The sequence below is a fragment of the Streptomyces manipurensis genome, from assembly GCF_049570255.1.
GTDB lineage: Bacteria > Actinomycetota > Actinomycetes > Streptomycetales > Streptomycetaceae > Streptomyces > Streptomyces manipurensis.
Window position 1 is genome coordinate 3,331,922 of record NZ_CP186950.1, and the last position, 19,866, is coordinate 3,351,787.

The 19,866-nt window shown below is 75.1% G+C and carries 19 protein-coding genes; 12 read left to right on the forward strand and 7 right to left on the reverse strand.

Translation table 11 applies throughout. From position 1 onward, the window contains the following. The first annotated feature begins 205 nt into the window (after positions 1 to 205). From ACPU2J_RS15265 to ACPU2J_RS15280, 4 genes are all read left to right on the forward strand, one after another. Positions 206 to 1,579, forward strand: coding sequence for an MFS transporter (locus tag ACPU2J_RS15265; protein ID WP_420080432.1), 1,374 nt, complete (start codon positions 206 to 208; stop codon positions 1,577 to 1,579). Between the two features lie 102 nt (positions 1,580 to 1,681). Further along, entirely contained in the window at positions 1,682 to 2,170 is a 489-nt protein-coding gene (locus ACPU2J_RS15270; protein ID WP_361596011.1) for a DUF2771 domain-containing protein, read from the forward strand. A gap of 13 nt (positions 2,171 to 2,183) precedes the next feature. Continuing rightward, positions 2,184 to 2,921, forward strand: coding sequence for a futalosine hydrolase (locus ACPU2J_RS15275; RefSeq protein ID WP_420080431.1), 738 nt, complete (start codon positions 2,184 to 2,186; stop codon positions 2,919 to 2,921). Next, positions 2,902 to 3,759, forward strand: coding sequence for a 1,4-dihydroxy-6-naphthoate synthase (locus ACPU2J_RS15280; RefSeq protein WP_423833448.1), 858 nt, complete (start codon positions 2,902 to 2,904; stop codon positions 3,757 to 3,759). The genes ACPU2J_RS15275 and ACPU2J_RS15280 overlap by 20 nt, the downstream gene beginning before the upstream one ends. Before the next feature lie 114 nt (positions 3,760 to 3,873). On the opposite strand, the gene ACPU2J_RS15285 is transcribed toward ACPU2J_RS15280, so the two are convergent. Beyond that, on the reverse strand, positions 3,874 to 4,257 hold the full coding sequence (locus tag ACPU2J_RS15285; RefSeq protein ID WP_322975534.1) for a cold-shock protein: 384 nt from the start codon (positions 4,255 to 4,257) through the stop codon (positions 3,874 to 3,876). Positions 4,258 to 4,435: 178 nt separating this feature from the next. Here ACPU2J_RS15285 and ACPU2J_RS15290 point away from each other — a divergent pair, with 178 nt between their 5' ends. Beyond that, positions 4,436 to 4,690, forward strand: a complete 255-nt coding sequence (locus ACPU2J_RS15290) for a hypothetical protein (protein ID WP_361596002.1) — start codon at positions 4,436 to 4,438, stop codon at positions 4,688 to 4,690. Between the two features lie 28 nt (positions 4,691 to 4,718). Here the strand turns inward: ACPU2J_RS15290 and ACPU2J_RS15295 are convergent, their stop codons facing one another. Both ACPU2J_RS15295 and ACPU2J_RS15300 read right to left on the reverse strand, forming a co-directional pair. Further along, positions 4,719 to 5,351 carry an HAD family hydrolase gene (locus ACPU2J_RS15295; RefSeq protein WP_423833449.1) on the reverse strand — a complete coding sequence of 211 codons (633 nt, stop codon included), beginning with the start codon at positions 5,349 to 5,351 and terminating at the stop codon, positions 4,719 to 4,721. 102 nt (positions 5,352 to 5,453) lie between these two features. Continuing rightward, positions 5,454 to 6,473 (reverse strand): hypothetical protein, encoded by a 1,020-nt coding sequence (locus ACPU2J_RS15300; protein WP_420080429.1) that lies wholly within the window; start codon positions 6,471 to 6,473, stop codon positions 5,454 to 5,456. A 131-nt stretch (positions 6,474 to 6,604) separates the two neighbouring features. Between ACPU2J_RS15300 and ACPU2J_RS15305 the strand changes: the two genes are divergently transcribed. Both ACPU2J_RS15305 and ACPU2J_RS15310 read left to right on the forward strand, forming a co-directional pair. Next, positions 6,605 to 9,040 (forward strand): helicase-associated domain-containing protein, encoded by a 2,436-nt coding sequence (locus tag ACPU2J_RS15305; RefSeq protein ID WP_420080428.1) that lies wholly within the window; start codon positions 6,605 to 6,607, stop codon positions 9,038 to 9,040. Between the two features lie 55 nt (positions 9,041 to 9,095). Beyond that, positions 9,096 to 9,686 (forward strand): DUF4291 domain-containing protein, encoded by a 591-nt coding sequence (locus tag ACPU2J_RS15310; protein ID WP_420080427.1) that lies wholly within the window; start codon positions 9,096 to 9,098, stop codon positions 9,684 to 9,686. Between the two features lie 72 nt (positions 9,687 to 9,758). Here ACPU2J_RS15310 and ACPU2J_RS15315 read toward each other — a convergent pair whose 3' ends face one another. Continuing rightward, on the reverse strand, positions 9,759 to 10,310 hold the full coding sequence (locus tag ACPU2J_RS15315; protein ID WP_365083057.1) for a DoxX family protein: 552 nt from the start codon (positions 10,308 to 10,310) through the stop codon (positions 9,759 to 9,761). Positions 10,311 to 10,546: 236 nt separating this feature from the next. Between ACPU2J_RS15315 and ACPU2J_RS15320 the strand changes: the two genes are divergently transcribed. Continuing rightward, positions 10,547 to 12,190, forward strand: coding sequence for a DNA repair helicase XPB (locus ACPU2J_RS15320; RefSeq protein ID WP_361595984.1), 1,644 nt, complete (start codon positions 10,547 to 10,549; stop codon positions 12,188 to 12,190). Here ACPU2J_RS15320 and ACPU2J_RS15325 read toward each other — a convergent pair. Together ACPU2J_RS15325 and ACPU2J_RS15330 are read right to left on the reverse strand one after the other, a co-directional pair. Then, on the reverse strand, positions 12,156 to 12,920 hold the full coding sequence (locus ACPU2J_RS15325) for a glycosyltransferase 87 family protein (RefSeq protein ID WP_423833450.1): 765 nt from the start codon (positions 12,918 to 12,920) through the stop codon (positions 12,156 to 12,158). The genes ACPU2J_RS15320 and ACPU2J_RS15325 overlap by 35 nt on opposite strands. A 68-nt stretch (positions 12,921 to 12,988) precedes the next feature. Next, a complete protein-coding gene (locus ACPU2J_RS15330) occupies positions 12,989 to 13,174 on the reverse strand; it encodes a hypothetical protein (protein WP_420080422.1) in 186 nt (61 codons plus the stop codon). Between the two features lie 299 nt (positions 13,175 to 13,473). Here ACPU2J_RS15330 and ACPU2J_RS15335 point away from each other — a divergent pair, with 299 nt between their 5' ends. Continuing rightward, a complete protein-coding gene (locus ACPU2J_RS15335) occupies positions 13,474 to 15,579 on the forward strand; it encodes a HelD family protein (RefSeq protein WP_423833451.1) in 2,106 nt (701 codons plus the stop codon). Between the two features lie 87 nt (positions 15,580 to 15,666). Here ACPU2J_RS15335 and ACPU2J_RS15340 read toward each other — a convergent pair whose 3' ends face one another. Then, positions 15,667 to 16,353, reverse strand: a complete 687-nt coding sequence (locus ACPU2J_RS15340; protein WP_420080420.1) for a copper homeostasis protein CutC — start codon at positions 16,351 to 16,353, stop codon at positions 15,667 to 15,669. Between the two features lie 111 nt (positions 16,354 to 16,464). On the opposite strand from ACPU2J_RS15340, the gene ACPU2J_RS15345 reads away from it, so the two are divergent. The 3 genes from ACPU2J_RS15345 to ACPU2J_RS15355 all read left to right on the forward strand — a co-directional run bounded on the left by ACPU2J_RS15345 (position 16,465) and on the right by ACPU2J_RS15355 (position 19,811). Continuing rightward, entirely contained in the window at positions 16,465 to 17,139 is a 675-nt protein-coding gene (locus ACPU2J_RS15345; protein ID WP_423833452.1) for a hypothetical protein, read from the forward strand. Between the two features lie 74 nt (positions 17,140 to 17,213). Continuing rightward, complete coding sequence (locus tag ACPU2J_RS15350; protein ID WP_361596098.1) at positions 17,214 to 18,446, forward strand: Cmx/CmrA family chloramphenicol efflux MFS transporter; 1,233 nt, start codon at positions 17,214 to 17,216, stop codon at positions 18,444 to 18,446. Positions 18,447 to 18,572: 126 nt separating this feature from the next. Beyond that, on the forward strand, positions 18,573 to 19,811 hold the full coding sequence (locus ACPU2J_RS15355) for a serine hydrolase domain-containing protein (RefSeq protein ID WP_420080418.1): 1,239 nt from the start codon (positions 18,573 to 18,575) through the stop codon (positions 19,809 to 19,811). The last annotated feature ends 55 nt before the right edge of the window (positions 19,812 to 19,866 follow it).

The window sequence follows — 19,866 nt, forward strand, 5'->3', positions numbered from 1 at the left end:
ACTCCGGGCGCACCCCACTGCGACCCATTCTGCGGGATCACGAAGAGGCGCGCGGCCAGGAGCAACCGCCGGTGGCGCGCTACGCACGCTACCTCCTCTCAAGCCCTGGGCACACATGCAAGGTCCGATTCGCGGACAAGCGGGCGGGTTCACCCGGGGCGGGCGACGCGCCGGGAGGCCCCGGCGGGCGGCCGGGTGGGGCACTATGTCGAGTGTGGCACCCGTACGGTCGTCCGACGACGGCTCGGGACCGGCCAGGCGGGCCGGCCGGGCTGTCGGCCGTGCCCTGCACCGTCCGATCACCGCTCCGGCGAAGGGGATCCGGCGGGCCACGCACGCGCACGGGGCGGGCGAGTCGGGCCTGGGCAGGCTGATCGAGCTCCACGCGATCAACGGCGCGGGCGACATGATGATCACGGTGGCGCTGGCGTCGACGGTGTTCTTCTCCGTGCCGACGGACGAGGCGCGGGGCCGGGTGGCCCTGTACCTGGCGATCACGATGGCGCCGTTCACGGTGCTGGCCCCGGTGATCGGGCCGCTCCTGGACCGGCTGCCGCACGGGCGGCGGGCCTCGATGGCCGCGGCGATGCTGGCGCGGGCGTTCCTCGCGGTGCTGATGTCGGGTGCGGTGGCCACGGGGGGACTGGAGCTGTATCCGGCGGCGCTCGGCGTGCTGGTGGCGTCCAAGTCGTACGGGGTGGTACGCAGTGCGGTGGTGCCCCGGCTGCTGCCGCCGAAGTTCTCACTCGTCAAGGCGAACTCGCGGGTCACGCTGGCCGGTCTGCTGGCGACGGGACTGGCGGCGCCACTGGCGGCCGGGCTCCACACGATCGGGCCCCAGTGGCCGCTGTACGGGGCCTGCGTCATCTTCCTGTGCGGGACGTTCGCGGCGTTCACGCTCCCGCACAAGGTGGACGACGCGAAGGGCGAGAGCCGGGCCCGGCTGTCCACGCACGAGGCGCACTCGAAGCGGCCGGGGCTGCGGACGGTGAGCCGTTCGGTGCTGTGCGGGCTGCTGGCGAACGCCGCGATGCGCGGGCTGTCCGGGTTCCTGATCTTCTTCCTGGCGTTCCTGCTGCGGGAGCATCCGCTGGCGGGGCAGAGCGCGGCGGTGTCGCTGGGGATCGTGGGCGTGTCGGCGGGTGCGGGCAATGCCTGCGGTACGGCGGTGGGGGCGTGGCTGCGCGCCCGCGCCCCGGAGGTGATCATCGCGTCGGTGCTGTGCCTGACGCTGGCCGTCGCGGTGCTGGCGGCGGTGTTCTTCAGCGGGCTGATGGTGGCGGTGCTGGGGGCCACGGCGGGCTTCTGCCAGGCGCTGGCGAAGCTGTCGCTGGACGCGACGATCCAGCGGGACGTGCCGGAGGCGGTGCGCACGTCGGCGTTCGCCCGTTCGGAGACCCTGTTGCAGGTGGCGTGGGTGATGGGCGGGGCGATCGGGATCGTGCTGCCGCTGAACGGGGTGCTGGGGATGTCGGTGGCGGCGCTGATCGTCGCGTCGGGTGCGGTGATGGGCGTCCGCGGCGCGCTCACGGCCCCGCGCCGGCAGCAGCAGCCGTCGTCCCGTCCCCGGGTGGCCTGACCTCCGCCCGTCCGGGGGAATCGGCGGGAGCGGGGCGGCGCGCCGCAGGTCGGCGGGACCCCGTGCGGCGGCGCGGCCCACCGGCCCGATAGCCTTCGGCTCATGACCGCACCGCTTTTCTCGGGTAGGGCCCGCCGCAGCGTCGCGGCCCTCGGAGCCGTGTCCGCCGGCCTCCTCCTCCTCTCCGCCTGCGACAAGCCGACACCGCTGGCCACCGTGACGGTCGGCACCTCGTCGGTGTCCGCCGAAGCCTCCTGCCAGAACGACGGCAAGGAGCTCTCCATGGACCAGGTCCAGGAGTGCCTCACCAACCTCAAGAACCCCAAGACCATCGAGTACGGGCGTGGCGAAACGCTGCGCCTCGGTGTCGAGCCGGACGTCGTCGAGGACGGCAAGCGCTGGTCGGCGGTCCTCGACGGGCAGCCGATCACCGAGCCGTCGTCGAACACGTACCGCAGCTTCCCGGGTGCCGACGTCTTCGCGACCGGCGGCCAGGGCGAGGCGCCCTCCTCGAAGAAGCTCGCGTTCCTGCAGACGAGCGAGGACGGCAAGCCGCTCGCCGTCTGGTCCTTCAACCTCAAGCTGAAGTAACCGGGCGGCACCCGTGCGCGCGCTCGTCGTGACCGCGGTGGCGGCGGAGGCCGACTCCGTCCTCGCCGGTCTGGCCGGTCCGGTCCCTCATCCGGATCCCGGTCCCGGGCCGCGCACCCTTCCCGGGGGGTACCAGGTCACCCGCCGGGACCTTCCGGGCATCGCCCTCGACGTGCTCGTCGGCGGTGTCGGCCCGGCGGCGGCCGCCGCGGCCACCGCCACCGCGCTGGCGCTCGGGGAGTACACGCTCGTGGTGTCCGCGGGCATCGGCGGCGGGTTCGCGCCCGCCGCCCCGCTCGGCTCCCTCGTCGTGGCCGACGCGATCGTCGCCGCCGACCTGGGCGCGCAGACACCGGAGGGCTTCGTCGACGTGGGCGCGCTCGGCTTCGGGCGCGCCGTCCACCTGCCCCCCGCCGAGCTGGCGGCCCGGGCGGCCGAGGCGACCGGGGCGCTGCTGGCGCCGGTGCTGACGGTGTCCACCGTCACCGGGACCGCCGAGCGGGCCGGCGAGCTGTCCGCGCGGCATCCGCTGGCGGGGTCCGAGGCCATGGAGGGTTTCGGCGTCGCGGAGGCGGCCGCCGGTCACGGGCTGCCCGTGCTGGAGGTCCGTGCCGTGTCCAACGCCGTGGGCCCGCGCGACCGTGACGCCTGGCGGATCGGGGACGCGCTGGCCGCGCTCACCGCGGGCTTCCGGGTGCTGGGGCCCGTACTCGCGAACTGGGGAGAACGCCATGAGCACGCACACCGGTGAACCGCTGAGGATCGCCTATTCGCCGTGCCCGAACGACACCTTCGTGTTCGACGCGTGGGCGCACGGCCGGGTCCCGGGCGCGCCCGCGCTCGACGTCACCTTCGCGGACATCGACGTCACCAACGGCATGGCCGAGCGCGGCGAACTGGACGTGCTGAAGGTGTCGTACGCGGTGCTGCCATGGGTGCTGGAGGAGTACGCCCTGCTGCCGTGCGGCGGGGCACTGGGCCGGGGCTGCGGGCCGCTGGTCCTGACCCGGGAGCCGGGCCTGGACCTCGCGGGGCGGACGGTGGCCGTGCCGAGCGAGCGTTCCACCGCCTACCTGCTGTTCCGGCTGTGGGCGGCGGACGTGCTGCCGGACGGCGTCGGCAAGGTGGTCGTGCTGCCGTTCCACGAGATCATGCCGGCGGTGCGGGACGGCCGGGTCGACGCCGGGCTGGTCATCCACGAGGCCCGGTTCACCTATCAGGACTACGGGCTGCACTGCCTGGCGGACATGGGCGAGCACTGGGAGTCCACGACCGGCCTGCCGATCCCGCTCGGCGCGATCATCGCGAGGCGCTCGCTGGGCGCGGAGCGGCTGCGCGCCCTGGCCGCGTCGGCCCATGCGTCGGTGCGGATGGCGTGGGACGACCCGCAGGCGTCCCGCCCGTACGTGCGCGCCCACGCGCAGGAACTGGACCCGGCCGTCGCCGACCAGCACATCGGGCTGTACGTCAACGAGTTCACGGCGGACCTCGGAGAGGCCGGCTACGCGGCGGTGCGCGGCCTGCTGACGCGCGCGGCGGCCGAGGGCCTGGTGCCGGCCGTCGCTCCGGGCGCGCTCGACTTCCCGTAGCGCGGCCCGCCGCGCACACGGCTGCGCCCCGCCGCTCTTTCGAGTGACGGGGCGCGGGCGCGGGTGTGCGCGGGGGCGTGCGGCGTACGGGAGTGCGGGTGTGCGGGCGGCTGATCAGACGTCGAGCTGGTCGGCCACCGCGCGCAGCAGCCCGGCGATCTTCGTGCCGTGGACCTTGTCGGGGTAGCGGCCGCGCTCCAGCATCGGGGTGATGTTCTCCAGCAGGGTCGTCAGGTCCTGCACGATCGACGCGAGCTCGTCGGGCTTGCGCCGCTGCGCCGCCGCGACGGAGGGCGCGGGATCCAGTACCGTCACGGAAAGCGCCTGGTCACCGCGCTGGCCGGCGACGACACCGAACTCGACCCGCTGGCCGGGCTTGAGGGAGTCGACCCCGGCAGGGAGCACCGACGAGTGGACGAAGACGTCGCCGCCGTCGTCGCGGGAGAGAAAGCCGAAGCCCTTCTCACTGTTGAACCACTTGACCTTGCCGGTAGGCACGTCCGTCCTCTGTCCTTGCTCGTCGGGGGTCCGGAGGGCCGTGGAACGGCTCCGGACAACAGCGCAGCGGGCCATGTGTGACCCGCCGCCTCAAGGCTAATGCTCAGGGGCCGGGTGACAAGACGTTCCCCGGTCCTTCGCCGTCGGCTGCCTTCGGCCAGGGAACTACCCTGGTGGGGTGACTGTTACTCCTCACTCCGACGAAGCGCGGCCCGGCGACGGACTGGTCAAGGCCGGCGGCATCGTGTTCATCGCGGGCGCCGTCGCCACCCTGGCCACGATGGCCCCGCTGTTCCTCGACATCGACCCGTTCCCCTCGTACGCGTGGGCCGTGTGCATGCTCATGGGCGTCGGCTTCGCGATCTCCGCGGCGGGCGTGCTCCGCTCGGCGGCGGCCCAGCGCCGCGCCGCCCGCGCCTCGCAGGCCTCCTAGCGCGCCGCCGGACCGGCGGCGGCGGACCTCAGGCGGTGGCCGGTTCGGCCGCCACGTACGCGGCCAGCCACCGGGGCAGGGCCGTGAGGTCCGGCAGGACCACTTCCGCGCCCGCCGCGCGCAGCTCCTCCTCCGGGCACGGGCCGGTCGGCACCGCCACGGACAGCGCGCCGGCCGTGCGGGCCCCGCGCACGTCGCCGACGTGGTCGCCGACGTAGACCTGCGCCCCGTACTCGCGCAGCGCGCCGGCCTTGGCCTCCGCCCAGAGCCAGCCGACGACCGCGTCCGGCTCGATGCCCAGGTGCTCCAGGTGCAGGCGGGCGTTGGGCTCGTGCTTGGCGGTGACGACGATCGCGCGCCCGCCGAGCGCCCGGACCGCCTCGACGGCCTCGCGGGCGCCGGGCATCGCCGGGGTGGGCGCGATGGCGTACGCGGGGTAGAGCTCGCGGTAACGGTCCGCCATGGCGGGGATCGCGGCCGCCGGGAACCAGTGCGCGAGCTCCTCCTCCAGCGGGGGTCCGAGCCGGGTGACGGCCGCGTCGGCGTCGATGTACGTGCCCGTCTCCGCCGACAGGGCCCGGTAGGCGGCGTGGATGCCGGGCCGGGAGTCGATGAGGGTCATGTCGAGGTCGAAGCCGACGGTGAGGTCCATGGGGGCCATTGTGCCGAAGCCGGGAGGACGGCCGCCGTCGGCGGGGGGAACCCCGGGGGACCGGACGCCGAACCCGGTGCGCGGGCGGGCGCGGCGGTGTCGGCGGGCGCGTCAGGTGCGGCGGGCCCGCCAGACCAGGTAGAGCACGGAGGCCAGTGCGGCGCCCCGCAGGAGCCACGGCCACATGCCCTGCACGGCGCCGCCGACCTGGTCGCCGGCCAGGCTCTCGCCCCACCGGCCGTCCGTGCGGCCCCACAGCCACACCGCCGCCCCGGCCAGGACGGCGCCGGGCGGGCCGAAGACGGCCCACTTGCGTTCGGCGGGCCGCAGCACCCGCGAGGCGTACGGCAGGAGCCAGCCGATGACCAGCAGCAGCCAGTAACCGCTCACCACGCCCGCGACGAGCACGGCGGCGGCCAGCAGCAGGAGGGCGTTGGGGCGCGGCCTGGCCGCCGCGGCCGGTGCGGCCCCGGGCTCCGCGGCGGCCGCCTTCGCGGCCTTCGCCGCGTCGGCCCGGGCACGCCGCCGCTCGCGCAGGAACCGTACGAGGGTCTGCTGCTCGCGTTCCGGGTCCGCGGCGGTACCGGCCGCCGCGGCCTTGGCCCGGGCCCCGTCCGCACCCACGTCCTCGTCCGGGTCCTCGCCGAAGCCCTCCGGGAACTCGATGCCGCCCGCGAACCCCTCGACCTGCGGGCCGCGCCCGTGGCCGCCGGGCGCCATGCGCCACCAGTCCGGTTCGACCCCGCCGGAGGGCCCCAGCTCGTCCAGTCCCGCCAGGTGCGGGGGGACGTTCTGCGGTTCGGCCGGCGGCCGCGGTGCGGGCGCGGCCGGGCGGCGCAGGCGGCCGGGCGCCCGCTGCACCGGCACCGACGCCCCGGTGTCCGCGGGCTGCGCCGGACCGGGGCGGGCGCCGAGGCCGTCCAGGACCTCCTCCGGCGTGCCGATGCGTTCCAGGATGCGGCGCACGGCCGCCGGGGTGTCCGGGTCGTACTTGGCGCGCCGACGGTCGATCTCGTCCCGCAGCCCCGCCACCAGCCGCATCCGGTCGCCCGAGGAGAGCTGCCTGCTCTGCGCCAAGTCCCCTACGCGGCTCAGATATTCGTAGACCAGGTGGTCGCTTTCGATCCCCACGCCCCGGCTCCTCCCGTCCGTCTCTCCCGAAGGTAGCGCGTGCGCCCGTGGAGCTGTCCGGGGCGCAGCGGATACCGTTGACCGGATGGGGACCGGCCGACGCGACCGGCCGACGCGACCGGGAGGCGACTGTGCCCGAGCCAAGCACTGCTGCGGGAGCTCCGGAGAACGGGGCCGGGGCGGGCGCTCCGCGTTCCCTCGCCGAGGCGCTGCGCGCCCGCGACGACGCCGCGCTCTCCACGCTGCTGCACGCCCGCCCGGACCTGCTCGGTCCGGTGCCCGGCGATCTGACCCAGCTGGCCACCCGGGCCGGGACGCGGGCGTCGGTGGTGCGGGCGCTGGAGCGGCTGGACCGGTTCACGCTGCAGACGGCCGAGGCCCTCGCCGTCGCCCCGGACCCGTGCCCGTACCCGGAGCTGGAGTCGCTGCTGACCGGCGGCGAGGACGAGCGGGCCCGCGCCGCGCTCCCCGGGGCCCTGGCCACCCTGCGCGACCAGGCCCTGGTGTGGGGCGGTGACGACCGGCTGCGACTGGTGCGCACCGCCCGCGAGTTGCTCGCGCCGACCGCGCAGCGGCCGTCGCCGACCGGGCTCGGGCCCACCGTGGCCGAGGCCACGGCCGGGATGTCGCCGACCCGGATCCAGGAGATCGTGGCGGCGGCCGGGCTGCCCGCCACGCACGACCCGGTGTCCGCGGTCGCGGCGCTGACCGCGCTGTTCACCGACCCGGAGCGGATGTCCGCGCTGCTGGACGAGGCGCCGGCCGAGGCCCACCAGGTGCTGGGGCGGCTGGTGTGGGGGCCGCCGTACGGGGAGGTGACCCCCCATCCGGCCCCGCCGGTGCGCTGGCTGCGCGACCGGGGGCTGCTGCTGCCCGCGACGGCCCGGACCGTGGTGCTGCCCCGGGAGGTGGCCCTGCACCTGCGCGGCGGGTTCGCGCACCGGGACACCGCGCCGGTGGCTCCGCCGGTGTCCGTGCAGCGCGAACACCGTCCACAGCTTGTGGACGCGAACGCGGCCGGGCAGGCGCTGGCCGCGCTGGCCACCGTCGAGGAGCTGGTGAAGTCCTGGGAGCACACCGGCCCGCTGGTGCTGCGGGCGGGCGGGCTGGCCGTACGGGACCTGAAGCGGACGGCCGCCGCCCTGGACACCACCGAGGCGTCGGCGGCGTTCTGGATCGAACTGGCCTACGCGGCGGGCCTGCTGGCCACGGACGGCGAGGCCGACGAGCGCTACGCGCCCACCCCCGCCTTCGACGACTGGCTCGAACTGCCGCCCGCCGAGCGGTGGTCGGCGCTGGCCACCGCCTGGCTGCCGGCCACCCGCACGCCCGGTCTGGTCGGCGAGCAGGACGCCAAGGCGCGCACGCTGTCGGCGCTCGGCCCCGACCTGGACCGCTCCCCCGCCCCCGAGGTGCGCCGGCGCGTCCTGGAGCTGCTGGCCGCCCTGCCCGAGGGCGGCTCCGGCGATCCGGAGGCGCTGCTGGCCCGGCTCGCGTGGGAGCGGCCCGTGCGCGGGGCGAGCGACCTGCGGGCCCGCCTCGCGCGCTGGGCGCTGACCGAGGCCGAGGTGCTGGGGGTGACCGGCCGGGGCGCCCTGTCCGGGCCCGGCCGGGCCCTGCTGGAGCACCGCGACCCGGCGCCGCTGCTGGCGCCGCTGCTGCCGGAGCCGGTGGACCACGTCCTGCTGCAGGCGGACCTGACAGCGGTGGCCCCGGGTCCGCTGCGCCGCCCGCTGGGGGACACCCTGGCGGTGCTGGCGGACGTGGAGTCCAAGGGCGGGGCGACGGTGTACCGCTTCACGCCCGGTTCGGTGCGCCGCGCCCTGGACGCCGGGCACGCCGCCGCCGACCTGCACGCGTTCCTGAAGGAGCACAGCCGTACGCCGGTGCCGCAGCCGCTGGCGTACCTGATCGACGACGTCGCCCGCCGGCACGGGCACCTGCGGGTGGGCGCGGCCTCCTCGTACGTGCGCTGCGACGACGACGCGATGCTGGGCGAGATCCTCGCCGACAAGCGTTCCGCCGGTCTGGGGCTGCGCCGGCTGGCGCCGACGGTGCTGGCCGCGCGGGCGGAACCGGGCGCGCTGCTGGAGGGGCTGCGGGCGATGGGGTACGCGCCGGCCGCGGAGTCGGGCAGCGGGGACGTCGTGGTGGCGCGGGCCGACGCGCACCGCACCCCGCCGCGTTCGGCGCCCGTGCCGGTTCCGGACGGTCCTCCGGTGCCGGACGCGACCCTGCTGGCGGCGGCCGTACGGGCGATCCGCGCGGGCGATCTGGCGGCGACGGCGGTGCGCAAGGAGCCCGCGCCGTCCGCCGGGGTGCCGGGCGACCTGCCGCGCACGAGTGCGGCGGAGACGCTGGCGACCGTGCAGGCGGCGGCGCTGACGGGGTCGGCGGTGTGGATCGGGTACGTGAACGCGGACGGGGCGGCGAGTCAGCGGGTCATCGCCCCGGTGCGGGTGGAGGGCGGCTTCGTCACCGGCTACGACCACACGGCGGACGAGGTGCGCACGTACGCCCTGCACCGGGTCACGGGGGTCGCGGAGCTGGCCGAGGACCAGGTGTAGCCGCCCGCCGAAAACGGCTGGCGGCGGCCAGGGCCGTTCCCGCAGGCTGAGGGGCATGTCCGAGGTACCCACGCGCCAGATCCGGGCGGCGCACACCCACAGCACGATCACCGTCTACCAGGCGTACGCGCCGCACCTGGGGCTCCCGGCGGCCCGTGACGGGCGCTTCCCGCCGGACTGGAAGCGGGAGCGGATGACGTGGGTCAAGCCGTCGTTCCTGTGGATGATGTACCGCTGCGGCTGGGCCACCAAGGCCGGCCAGGAGACCGTGCTGGCCGTCGAGATCGACCGGGCCGGCTTCGACGGGGCGCTGCGCGGGGCCTGCCTGTCGCACTACGCGTCCGGGGTGCACGCCGACCGGGCGTCGTGGAAGCGGTCCCTGGCGCGGTCCCCGGCCCGGGTCCAGTGGGACCCGGAGCGGGACCTGCACCTGAACCCGCTGCCGTACCGCTCGCTCCAGCTCGGGCTGTCGGGGACGGCCTCGGCCGCCTACGCGGACGAGTGGACGGTCTCCATCCGGGACGTGACGCCGCTGGTGCGGGAGATCCACGGCCTGGTGCGGTCGGGCGCGACGGAGGCGGCGCGGGCCCTGCTGCCCGTGGAGACCGTCTATCCGGCGGGGCCGCTGGACCACCTGCGGGCCTGACCCGCCCCGCCGCCGTATCCCGTGCCGCGCGGGATGCGGCCGCGCCGGGCCGGAACGGCCGCCCGGGAGGGGTCAGTCCCGGACGAGGAGCATGACGATCAGTCCGGCCAGCACGCCCGCCACGACCGCGAGCAGGGAGTACCGGGGCCGCGATTCGCGCAGCACCGGCAGGTGGTGGTCGACGGAGAACCGGCCCGGGCCGGTGAGGGTCAGCGCGACGACGGAAGCGAAGAGCACCGTCTCCAGTTCGACGCCCCGGGGCCCGAAGTAGACCTCCAGGCCGCGCACGTCGAGGATGTTGACGAAGACGCCGATCAGGGCGGCCCCGGCCAGCGGGGTCAGCAGGCCGAGGGCCAGGCCGAGACCGCCCAGGGTCTCGGAGAGTCCGGCGATGACGGCCATGGCGTCCCCGGCCGGGTAGCCGGCCATGGTGAAGCCCTTGCCGGTCGCGTCGAGTCCGGGGCCGCCGAACCAGCCGAAGAGCTTCATCGCGCCGTGGCAGGCCATGCTGAGGCCGACGACGAGCCGCAGCAGGAGCAGCCCGGCGTCGTGGGTGGTGGTCGCGGTGGGAGTGGGAACCGAGAGGGCACTGAAGAGCGCGCGGTCCCGTCGGTCTTGCGTCATGGGCATCCGTCCGTACGTCGCCTGCGAGCGACGGCCACCCTATGACGCGGGCCCGCGCCGGTCCGGCCGCAACGACGGCGGGGCCGGCCCTCGACCCGTTCGGCTCACCGGGCCGCCTAGTCGACCCGGTCGTCGTCGGCGCCGGGGGCGATGCTGCCGCTCCGGGCGGCGTGTTCCGTGCCCGCGCCCCGTACGGCACACTGGAGGTTTGACCTGAGTGAAACGGGGCGCCGCGCGTGAATGGTCCACTAATCGTCCAGAGCGACAAGACCCTCCTGCTCGAGGTCGACCACGAGCTCGCCGGAGCCGCGCGCCGCGCCATCGCTCCGTTCGCCGAGCTGGAACGGGCGCCCGAGCACATCCACACCTACCGCATCACCCCGCTCGGCCTGTGGAACGCCCGTGCCGCCGGGCACGACGCCGAGCAGGTCGTCGACGCGCTCGTCGAGTACTCCCGCTACCCGGTGCCGCACGCCCTGCTGGTCGACGTCGCCGAGACCATGGCCCGCTACGGCCGGCTCACCCTCTCCAAGCACCCCGTGCACGGGCTGGTCCTCACCAGCACCGACCGGCCCGTGCTGGAGGAGATCCTGCGCTCCAAGAAGATCGCCCCGCTGGTCGGGGCGCGGCTCGACCCCGACACCGTGGCCGTGCACCCCTCCGAGCGCGGGCAGATCAAGCAGACCCTGCTCAAGCTGGGCTGGCCCGCCGAGGACCTCGCCGGGTACGTCGACGGCGAGGCCCACCCGATCGACCTGGCCGAGGACGGCTGGGCCCTGCGCCCCTACCAGCAGCAGGCCGTCGAGGGCTTCTGGCACGGCGGCTCCGGCGTGGTCGTGCTGCCCTGCGGCGCCGGCAAGACCCTGGTCGGCGCGGGCGCGATGGCGAAGGCGAAGGCGACCACGCTGATCCTGGTGACCAACACCGTCTCGGCCCGCCAGTGGAAGCACGAGCTGGTCCGGCGGACCTCGCTGACCGAGGACGAGATCGGCGAGTACTCCGGCACCCGCAAGGAGATCCGGCCCGTCACGATCGCCACCTACCAGGTCCTGACGACGAAGCGGAAGGGCGTCTACCCGCACCTGGAGCTGTTCGACTCCCGGGACTGGGGCCTGATCGTCTACGACGAGGTGCACCTGCTGCCCGCGCCGGTCTTCAAGTTCACCGCCGACCTCCAGGCGCGGCGCCGGCTCGGCCTGACCGCGACGCTGGTGCGCGAGGACGGGCGGGAGTCGGACGTCTTCTCGCTCATCGGGCCCAAGCGCTTCGACGCCCCGTGGAAGGAGATCGAGGCGCAGGGCTACATCGCGCCCGCCGACTGTGTGGAGGTGCGCGTCAACCTGACCGAGTCGGAGCGGCTCGCCTACGCGACCGCCGAGACCGAGGAGAAGTACCGCTTCTGCGCGACGACCGCGACGAAGCGCAAGGTCACCGAGGCGCTGGTGCGCAAGCACCAGGGCGAGCAGACCCTCGTCATCGGCCAGTACATCGACCAGCTCGACGAGCTCGGCGAGCACCTCGACGCCCCCGTCATCAAGGGCGAGACCTCCAACGCGCAGCGCGAGAAGCTCTTCGACGCCTTCCGCGAGGGCGAGATCAGCGTGCTGGTCGTCTCGAAGGTCGCGAACTTCTCCATCGACCTGCCCGAGGCGACCGTCGCCATCCAGGTGTCGGGCACCTTCGGATCGCGCCAGGAGGAGGCACAGCGCCTGGGCCGGGTGCTGCGTCCGAAGGCGGACGGCCACGAGGCCCGCTTCTACTCGGTCGTCGCGCGCGACACCATCGACCAGGACTTCGCGGCGCACCGCCAGCGGTTCCTCGCCGAGCAGGGCTACGCCTACCGGATCATGGACGCCGACGAGCTGCTGGCGGGCGACTGACCCGGCGCTCGCGCAGCCGGGCGAGGAGCACGGCCAGGACCGGTACGCACCAGACCCACAGGCCGGGCCGGTCCGGCAGCAGGGCCGGCCCGGCGGCGGCCGGGTCCCCGGACCAGAAGGCGGCCGACTCCGCGGGCAGGACCAGCAGGCCGAGGAGGGTGGTGGCGCAGAAGGCGGCCAGGGCCGTCAGCGCCGCCGCCACCCGGCGGGTCGCCAGCAGGTACGGGACGAACAGCACCGGCGTGAGGGTGGCGCCGGCGGCGATGCCCAGCGCGAAGCCCTTGCCGAGGGCTGCGCCGGGCCGGCCGAGGTCCCACAGGACCAGGCAGGCGAGGGCGAGGGCGATCCGGCCGGGCAGGGGTGTCCGGAACAGCGGCTCCAGCCACATCCCGGCGATGGTGGCGGCGAGGACGGGCCCGGCCCGCACCGGCAGCCCGGCGACGCGGCAGGACAGGGTGATCAGCAGGGCGAGCAGGCCGGCGTTGCCGAGGACGAGCACGGCCTTGAGGGCGCCGGGCGGCAGCCAGGCGGCGGGCGTGAAGAGGATCGCCGCGAACGGCGGGTACGAGGCGGGCGGCCGCCAGTCGGCGGCGGAGAATCCGTCGAGCAGCGCATCGGCCATCGGGATGCGCAGGGCGATGCACAGGACGCCCAGCACGAGGAGCGAGCCCGTCGCCAGCGCACCGGCCGGGAACGACGGTGTGCGGCCGGGTGTGGGGCTCAGGGTCACGGCGCGACCCTAGTGGATCAGTGCGTCCGTCGCGCGGGGCGTCCGCTCCGCGTACGGCGGGCGGACGGTCAGCGGCGTATGACGCCCGCGTCCTCGGCGTACTCACCGAGGACGACGACGCTGACGGCGGCCGCGGCGAAGACCTTCGCGGCGTGCAGCACGTCGCCGAGGCGGTGGCGCGGAGGGGAGTCGGACAGGGCGGTGGCGCCGCTGGGGCGGCGTCCCCGGGTCGGGGTGAAGGTTGCGGTGCTCATGAATCCATGGTGCGTCCGCTGCGCCGTCCGCACATCGCCCCGGAGAGCGAACCGCCGGGGCTCCGGGGTCCTCCTCGCGTCTGATGCCGCCCCCCGCCCGTACTGCCTCAGGTCTGACACTCCCCGGTACGACACCCGTACGGGGGCACCCCGGGAGGCCCTTTTATCCGTTCGCGCCGCCCTGCTGCGGTGACTACAATCTCCGCTCTTGCCGCCTCCCACCGCCTCACCGGGGAGAGCCGCCCTCCGGCCGGAAACCGGCGGGCTTCTGTTCCGTACCAGCAGCTGGAGGCAGTCCCGTGCCCGCGCACGCCCCCGAGATCCCGTCCCCCGACGCGCCCGCGCCCGACCCGGCCGACCCGGCCGGCCCGCTCGGCCGTGAACGCGCCCACCTCGCTGCCTCCCGGTCCGCGCTGCGGGCCATGCGCGAGGACGCCGAGGCCCTCGACATCCGCGACGTCACCGCGAACTGGGTCAACGCGATCGTGCTGCGCGCCCAGATCGACGACCGCATCAAGGCCCTCGCCGACCTCGCCCACACCCCGCTGTTCTTCGGCCGGCTGGACTACCTGCACGCGCCCGGCGCCGACCTCGCCGAGGGGGCGGGCGGCGAGCAGTTCTACATCGGCCGCCGTCACGTGCACGACGCCGAGGGCGACCCGATGGTCATCGACTGGCGTGCGCCGGTCTCCCAGCCGTTCTACCGGGCCTCCAAGAAGGACCCGCAGGACATCGCCCTGCGCCGGCGCTTCGGCTACACCGGCGGCGAGCTGACCGCGTACGAGGACGAGCACCTGTCCGACCCGGCCGAGGCGGCAGCCGTCAGCAAGCTGCTCCAGCAGGAGATCGAGCGCCCGCGCGTCGGCCCCATGCGGGACATCGTGGCGACGATCCAGCCCGAGCAGGACGAGATCGTCCGCTCCGGCCTGTCCGGCTCCGTCTGCGTGCAGGGCGGCCCCGGCACCGGGAAGACGGCCGTCGGCCTGCACCGGGTGGCCTACCTGCTGTACGCCCACCGCGAGCGGCTCGCTCGCACCGGCACGCTCGTGATCGGGCCGAACCGCTCCTTCCTGCACTACATCGAGCAGGTGCTGCCGGCCCTGGGCGAGCTGGAGGTCAAGCAGGCCACCGTCGACGACCTGGTCGCCCGCGAGGGCCTGGAGGTGCGCGCCACCGAGCCGGCCGCGACCGCCGTCGTCAAGGGCGACGCCCGGATGGCGGAGGTGCTGCGCCGCGCGGTCCGCTCGCACGTGACGAAGCCCGCCGAGGCGCTGATGGTGGTGCGCGGCTCCCGCCGCTGGCGGGTGCCGGCGTACGAGCTGGAGGAGATGGTCGAGGAGCTGCAGAACCGCGACATCCGCTACGGCGCCGCCCGCGAGGCCCTCCCGCAGCGCATCGCGCACGCCGTCCTGGTCCGGATGGAGCAGGCGGGCGAGGCCCCGGACGACCGCGTCCAGGACGCGGTGGCCCGCAACGCGGCGGTGAAGGCCGCGGTCAAGGAGATCTGGCCGCCGGTCGAACCGGCGAAGCTGGTCCTGCGGCTGCTCTCCGACCCCGGCTTCCTGGCCGAGCACGCGCGGGACGTCCTGACGGCGGACGAGCAGAAGCTGCTGCTGTGGCCCAAGCCGTTCCGGAGCGTGAAGTCGGCGAAGTGGTCGGCGGCGGACCTGGTCCTGATCGACGAGGCGTCCGACCTGGTGGAGCGCACGCATTCGCTCGGCCACGTGGTCCTCGACGAGGCGCAGGACCTGTCGCCCATGCAGTACCGGGCGGTGGGCCGGCGCTGCACGACGGGCTCGGCGACGGTCCTGGGCGACCTCGCGCAGGGCACCACCCCGTGGGCCACCCGCAGCTGGGACGAGGCCCTGGAGCACCTGGGCAAGCCGCAGGCGGTGCTGGAGGAGCTGACGGCGGGCTTCCGCGTGCCGCGCGAGGTGATCGCGTACGCCTCCCGGCTGCTGCCGGAGATCTCCCCGGGCCTGGCCCCGGTCTCCTCGGTCCGGGAGACGCCGGGGTCCCTGCGGATCGCGGAGGTCGCGGAGGCGGCGGACCTCGACGCGGCGGTGCTGGAGGCCTGCCGTGCGTCCCTGGCGCACGAGGGCTCGACCGGCCTGATCGCGGCGGACGCCCGGATCCCGGTCCTGGCCGAGGCCCTGCTGGCGGCGGGCCTGCCGTACCTGTCCCCCGGCGAGGAGACGACCGCGCAGTCCCGCCTGACCCTCGTTCCGGCGTCGCTGGCGAAGGGCCTGGAGTACGACTACGTGGTCCTGGACGAGCCGGCGGCGATCGTGGACGGCGAACCGGACGAGCGGACCGGCCTGCGCCGCCTGTACGTGTGCCTCACCCGTGCCGTCTCGGGCCTGACGGCCCTCCACGCGTCCCCGCTGCCCGCCTCCCTGGCCTGACCGCGACGCCGGGCCCGCGGCACCGGCCCCCGCGGCCCGGACGCCGGCGGGGCCGGGGTGCCCGGCCCGTCCGGCGTCCGGGGGCGGTCAGTCCAGGGCGGCGCGCCACTCGGCGACGGCCGCCGCCGAGACGGGGCGGCCCCAGCCCTCGGGGCGGGCGGCCCCGCCGATGTGGAAGGCGTCGAGGCCGCCGGCGCGCAGGACGGGCACGTGGGCGAGGGTCAGCCCGCCGCCGACGAGGATCCGCGGCCCGTAGCCGGGCTCGCCGCCGCGGGCGGCCTCCGCGAGGAGCACCGGCAGGCCGTCGTCGACCCCGGCGGCGGACCCGGCCGTCAGGTAGGTGTCCAGGCCGGGCAGGTCGGCGAGGGTCTTGCGCAGCTGGTCCCGGTCCGCGGCGCGGTCGATCGCCCGGTGGAAGGTCCAGGCGCAGCCGTCGAGCTCGGCCACGACCGCCTCGACCGCGGCGAGGTCGGGGGTGCCGTCCGCGTGCAGGAAGCCGAGGACGAACGCGCGCGCGCCCTCCGCCCGCAGCTCCCGCGCGGTCGCGGCGAGGACGGCGACATCGCCGGCGTCGAAGCCCTCCGCCTTGCGGATCATCACGCGCAGCGGGATGTCCACCGCGTCCCTGATCGCGGCGAAGGTCGCGCGCGCCGGGGTGAGCCCGTCGGCGGCCATGTCGGTGACCAGCTCCAGTCGGTCGGCCCCACCGGCCTGGGCCGCGATCGCGTCCTCCGCGTCGAGGGCGATCACCTCCAGGAGCGCACGGTTGCTCATTCGATCCCATCCTTCGAGAAGGCACGCACAAATAGGTCTAGTCCAATATCCAGGGTACGGGCCCCCGGCCGCGCTCCACCAGCACAATCACGCCACCCCCACAATGTGCGCATGGACACAGGCACCCCGCACAGCGACACCACCGATCTCCGGGCCCGCTGGCACGCCGCGGTGACCGCCGCCGGCGCCCCCGCCGACCGCGATCCCGCCCCCTACGCCGACCGGCTCCTCGCCGCCTGGGCGGAGCCGGCCCGCCGCTACCACACCACCGCGCACCTGGCCGCCGTACTCGCGCACATCGACGTCCTCGCGCCGCACGCCGCCGACCCCGCCGCCGTGCGCCTCGCCGCCTGGTTCCACGACGCCGTCTACCGGCCCGACCGCTCCGAGAACGAGGAGCGCAGCGCCGCGATGGCCGAGCGGGCCCTGCCGGAGCTGGGCATATCCGAGGCCCGCACGGCCGAGGTGGCCCGGCTGGTCCGGCTCACCGTCACCCACGACCCGGCTCCCGGCGACACCGACGGCGAGGTGCTCTGCGACGCCGACCTGGCGGTCCTCGCCGGCCCTCCGCAGGCGTACGCGGCCTACACCGCCGCCGTCCGCGCCGAATACGCCTTCGTCCCCGACGACGCCTTCCGCACCGGCCGCGCCGCGGTGCTGCGCCGGCTCCTCGCCCTGCCCCGGCTCTTCCGCACCCCCCACGGCACGGCGCACTGGGAGGCGCCGGCGCGCGCGAACCTCGCGGCGGAGCTGGCCGCCCTGACCTCGGAGCCTTCACGGGAATGACACACGGGCGGGGAATTTGATCGCGTTCGCTCCGGTTGGTGACTGTCATGCCCGCAGAAGCCGCCCGCACCCGCATGCCCGTCGCCGTCTACGTCCTCGGACTCTCCGTCTTCGCGCTCGGCACCAGTGAGTTCATGCTCTCCGGGCTGCTGCCGCCCATCGCCGAGGACATGGGCGTCAGCATCCCGCAGGCCGGACTGCTCATATCCGCCTTCGCCATCGGCATGGTCGTCGGCGCGCCGCTGCTGGCCGTCGCCACCCTGCGCCTCCCGCGCCGCACCACCCTCGTCTCCCTCATCAGCCTCTTCGGGCTCGGGCAGGTCGCCGGCGCCCTCGCCCCCACCTACGAGCTCCTCTTCGCCTCCCGCGTGGTCTCCGCGCTCGCCTGCGCCGGCTTCTGGGCGGTCGGCGCTGCCGTCGCCATCGCGATGGTCGACAAGGACCAGCGGGCCCGCGCCATGGCCGTCATGATCGGCGGCCTGTCCATCGCCAACGTCCTCGGCGTCCCCGCCGGCGCCTTCCTGGGCGAGCACCTGGGCTGGCGCTCCGCCTTCTGGGCGGTCGGACTGGCCTCCGCGATCGCCCTCGCCGGCATCCTCGCGCTGATCCCCCGGATCCCGCTGCCCGCCGAGAAGCCGACGCTCCGGCGCGAGCTGCGCATCTACGGCGACCGCCAGGTGTGGCTCGCCATCGGCATCACCGCGCTCGGCGCCGGCGGTGTCTTCTGCGCCTTCAGCTACCTGTCCCCGCTGCTCACGGACGTGGCCGGACTGGACTCGCAGTGGGTCCCGTGGATCCTCGGCCTCTTCGGCATCGGCGCGCTGGTCGGCACCACCATCGGCGGCCGGGTAGCCGACGCGCACCTGTTCGGCGTGATGATCTGGGGCATCACCGCCTCCACCGTCTTCCTGACCGCCCTCGCCCTGCTGGCCTCGGCCGCGGCCGCCGCCATCGCGCTGTCCTTCCTGCTGGGCGTCTCGGCCTTCTTCACCGCCCCGGCGCTCAACGCCCGCATGTTCAACGTGGCCGGAGCCGCCCCGACCCTGGCCGGAGCCACCACCACGGCCGCGTTCAACCTCGGCAACACCGGCGGCCCCTGGCTCGGCGGCACCGTCATCGACGCGGGCCTGGGCTTCTCCGCCACCGCCTGGGCGGGCGCGGCCATGACCGTCACGGCGATCGCCCTCGCCCTCGTCGCCCTGCGCCTGGACCGCCGTACGCCGCCCGCGCCGGCCCGGGTCGTCGCCTCCGGCAGCCCGGCCGCGGCGCACACCGGGGAGCGGGCCGCGGCGCCCGCGCGCGCCTGAGCACTGCCGCGCACCGGACCGGGGGGTCCCCGGCCCGGTCGCCGCCCCGGAACCGGCTTCCTACGATGGGAAGGTCCGCTCGGGGACCTGAGGACCGCTCGGGGAACGCGTCAGAGGTGATCCTCCATGACCCGGTACCGGACGTCCGCCGTCCTGGCCGCAGCCACCCTGCTGCTGACCGCGCTGTGCGCCGGACAGGCCCCGGCGGCCGCCCCGCCAGGCCGGGTGGACATCGACCCCGCGATCGCCGAGGAACTCGACGACGCGATCACCGCCGCCATGCGCGAGGCCGCCATCCCCGGCGTCGGCATCGGCCTGTGGATCGACGGCGACGACTCCTACGTGCGCTCCTTCGGCACCTCCGACAAGACCACCGGCACGCCCATCAAGACCGACATGCACACCCGGATCGGCAGCGTCACCAAGACCTTCACCGTCACCGGGGTCCTCCAGCTCGTCGACGACGGCAAGGTGCGCCTCGACGCGCCGATATCGACCTACCTCGACGGGGTGCCCGGCGGCGGGAAGATCACCGTCCGGCAGCTCGCCGACATGCGCAGCGGTCTGTACAACTACACCGAGGACCCGCGCTGGCTGGCCACCTTCCAGGCCGACCCGTACCGCGCCTGGACCCCGCAGGAGCTGCTCGACATCGCCTTCCGGCACCCGGCCGACTTCCCGCCGGGCGCGCGCTGGGAGTACTCCAACACCAACACCGTGCTGCTCGGCCTCCTCGTGGAGAAGGTCAGCGGGCAGCCGCTGCACACCTACCTGGAGCAGAACGTCCTCGAACCGGCCGGCCTGGACGCGAGCTCGCTGCCGACCGGCGCCGAGATCACCAGCCCGTACGTGCACGGCTACACGAACTTCACGCAGGACGGGGCGACCGTGGACGCCTCCGGCTGGAACCCCTCCTGGGGCTGGGCGGCCGGCGCGATGATCTCCACCATCGACGACCTGCACGCCTGGGTGCCCACCCTGGTCGACGGCAGGCTGCCCGACGGCGAGCGCATGCTGGAGCCCGGCACCCAGGCCCAGCGGCTGCGGATGCTGCCCACCGGCCACGCCGAGGTGGACTACGGGCTCGGCATCGCCGAGATCGACGGCTGGATCGGCCACAACGGCGAGCTGCCCGGCTACGAGACCATCGCCGTCCGGCTGCCGCAGGCCCGCGCCACCCTGGTGATCGTGGTGAACTCCGACGTCGACGGGAAGTTCGGCAGCCTCAGCTCGCTCATCGCCAACAGGGTCACGAAGATCGTGACCCCGGAGCACGTCTGGTCGCTCCCGCCCGCGGCCCAGCCCAATGCCGTCCCGGAGTCGTCCGCACCGCCCGCGTCGCCGAAGCCCACGCCCTCCGGATAGGCAAGGCCCGGAGGGCCGTCCGCCGCCGCCCTTCGGCCCTGTCACGCGTGACCTG

Bases quoted from the DNA above. Each gene is read 5' to 3' on its own strand.
- ACPU2J_RS15280 (WP_423833448.1), top strand. From the start codon at position 2,902: ATGAGCACGCACACCGGTGAACCGCTGAGGATCGCCTATTCGCCGTGC.
- ACPU2J_RS15330 (WP_420080422.1), bottom strand. From the start codon at position 13,174: ATGAGCACCGCAACCTTCACCCCGACCCGGGGACGCCGCCCCAGCGGC.
- ACPU2J_RS15265 (WP_420080432.1), top strand. From the start codon at position 206: ATGTCGAGTGTGGCACCCGTACGGTCGTCCGACGACGGCTCGGGACCG.
- ACPU2J_RS15270 (WP_361596011.1), top strand. From the start codon at position 1,682: ATGACCGCACCGCTTTTCTCGGGTAGGGCCCGCCGCAGCGTCGCGGCC.
- ACPU2J_RS15340 (WP_420080420.1), bottom strand. From the start codon at position 16,353: ATGAGCAACCGTGCGCTCCTGGAGGTGATCGCCCTCGACGCGGAGGAC.
- ACPU2J_RS15350 (WP_361596098.1), top strand. From the start codon at position 17,214: ATGCCCGTCGCCGTCTACGTCCTCGGACTCTCCGTCTTCGCGCTCGGC.
- ACPU2J_RS15345 (WP_423833452.1), top strand. From the start codon at position 16,465: ATGGACACAGGCACCCCGCACAGCGACACCACCGATCTCCGGGCCCGC.
- ACPU2J_RS15355 (WP_420080418.1), top strand. From the start codon at position 18,573: ATGACCCGGTACCGGACGTCCGCCGTCCTGGCCGCAGCCACCCTGCTG.
- ACPU2J_RS15310 (WP_420080427.1), top strand. From the start codon at position 9,096: ATGTCCGAGGTACCCACGCGCCAGATCCGGGCGGCGCACACCCACAGC.
- ACPU2J_RS15295 (WP_423833449.1), bottom strand. From the start codon at position 5,351: ATGGCCCCCATGGACCTCACCGTCGGCTTCGACCTCGACATGACCCTC.
- ACPU2J_RS15315 (WP_365083057.1), bottom strand. From the start codon at position 10,310: ATGACGCAAGACCGACGGGACCGCGCGCTCTTCAGTGCCCTCTCGGTT.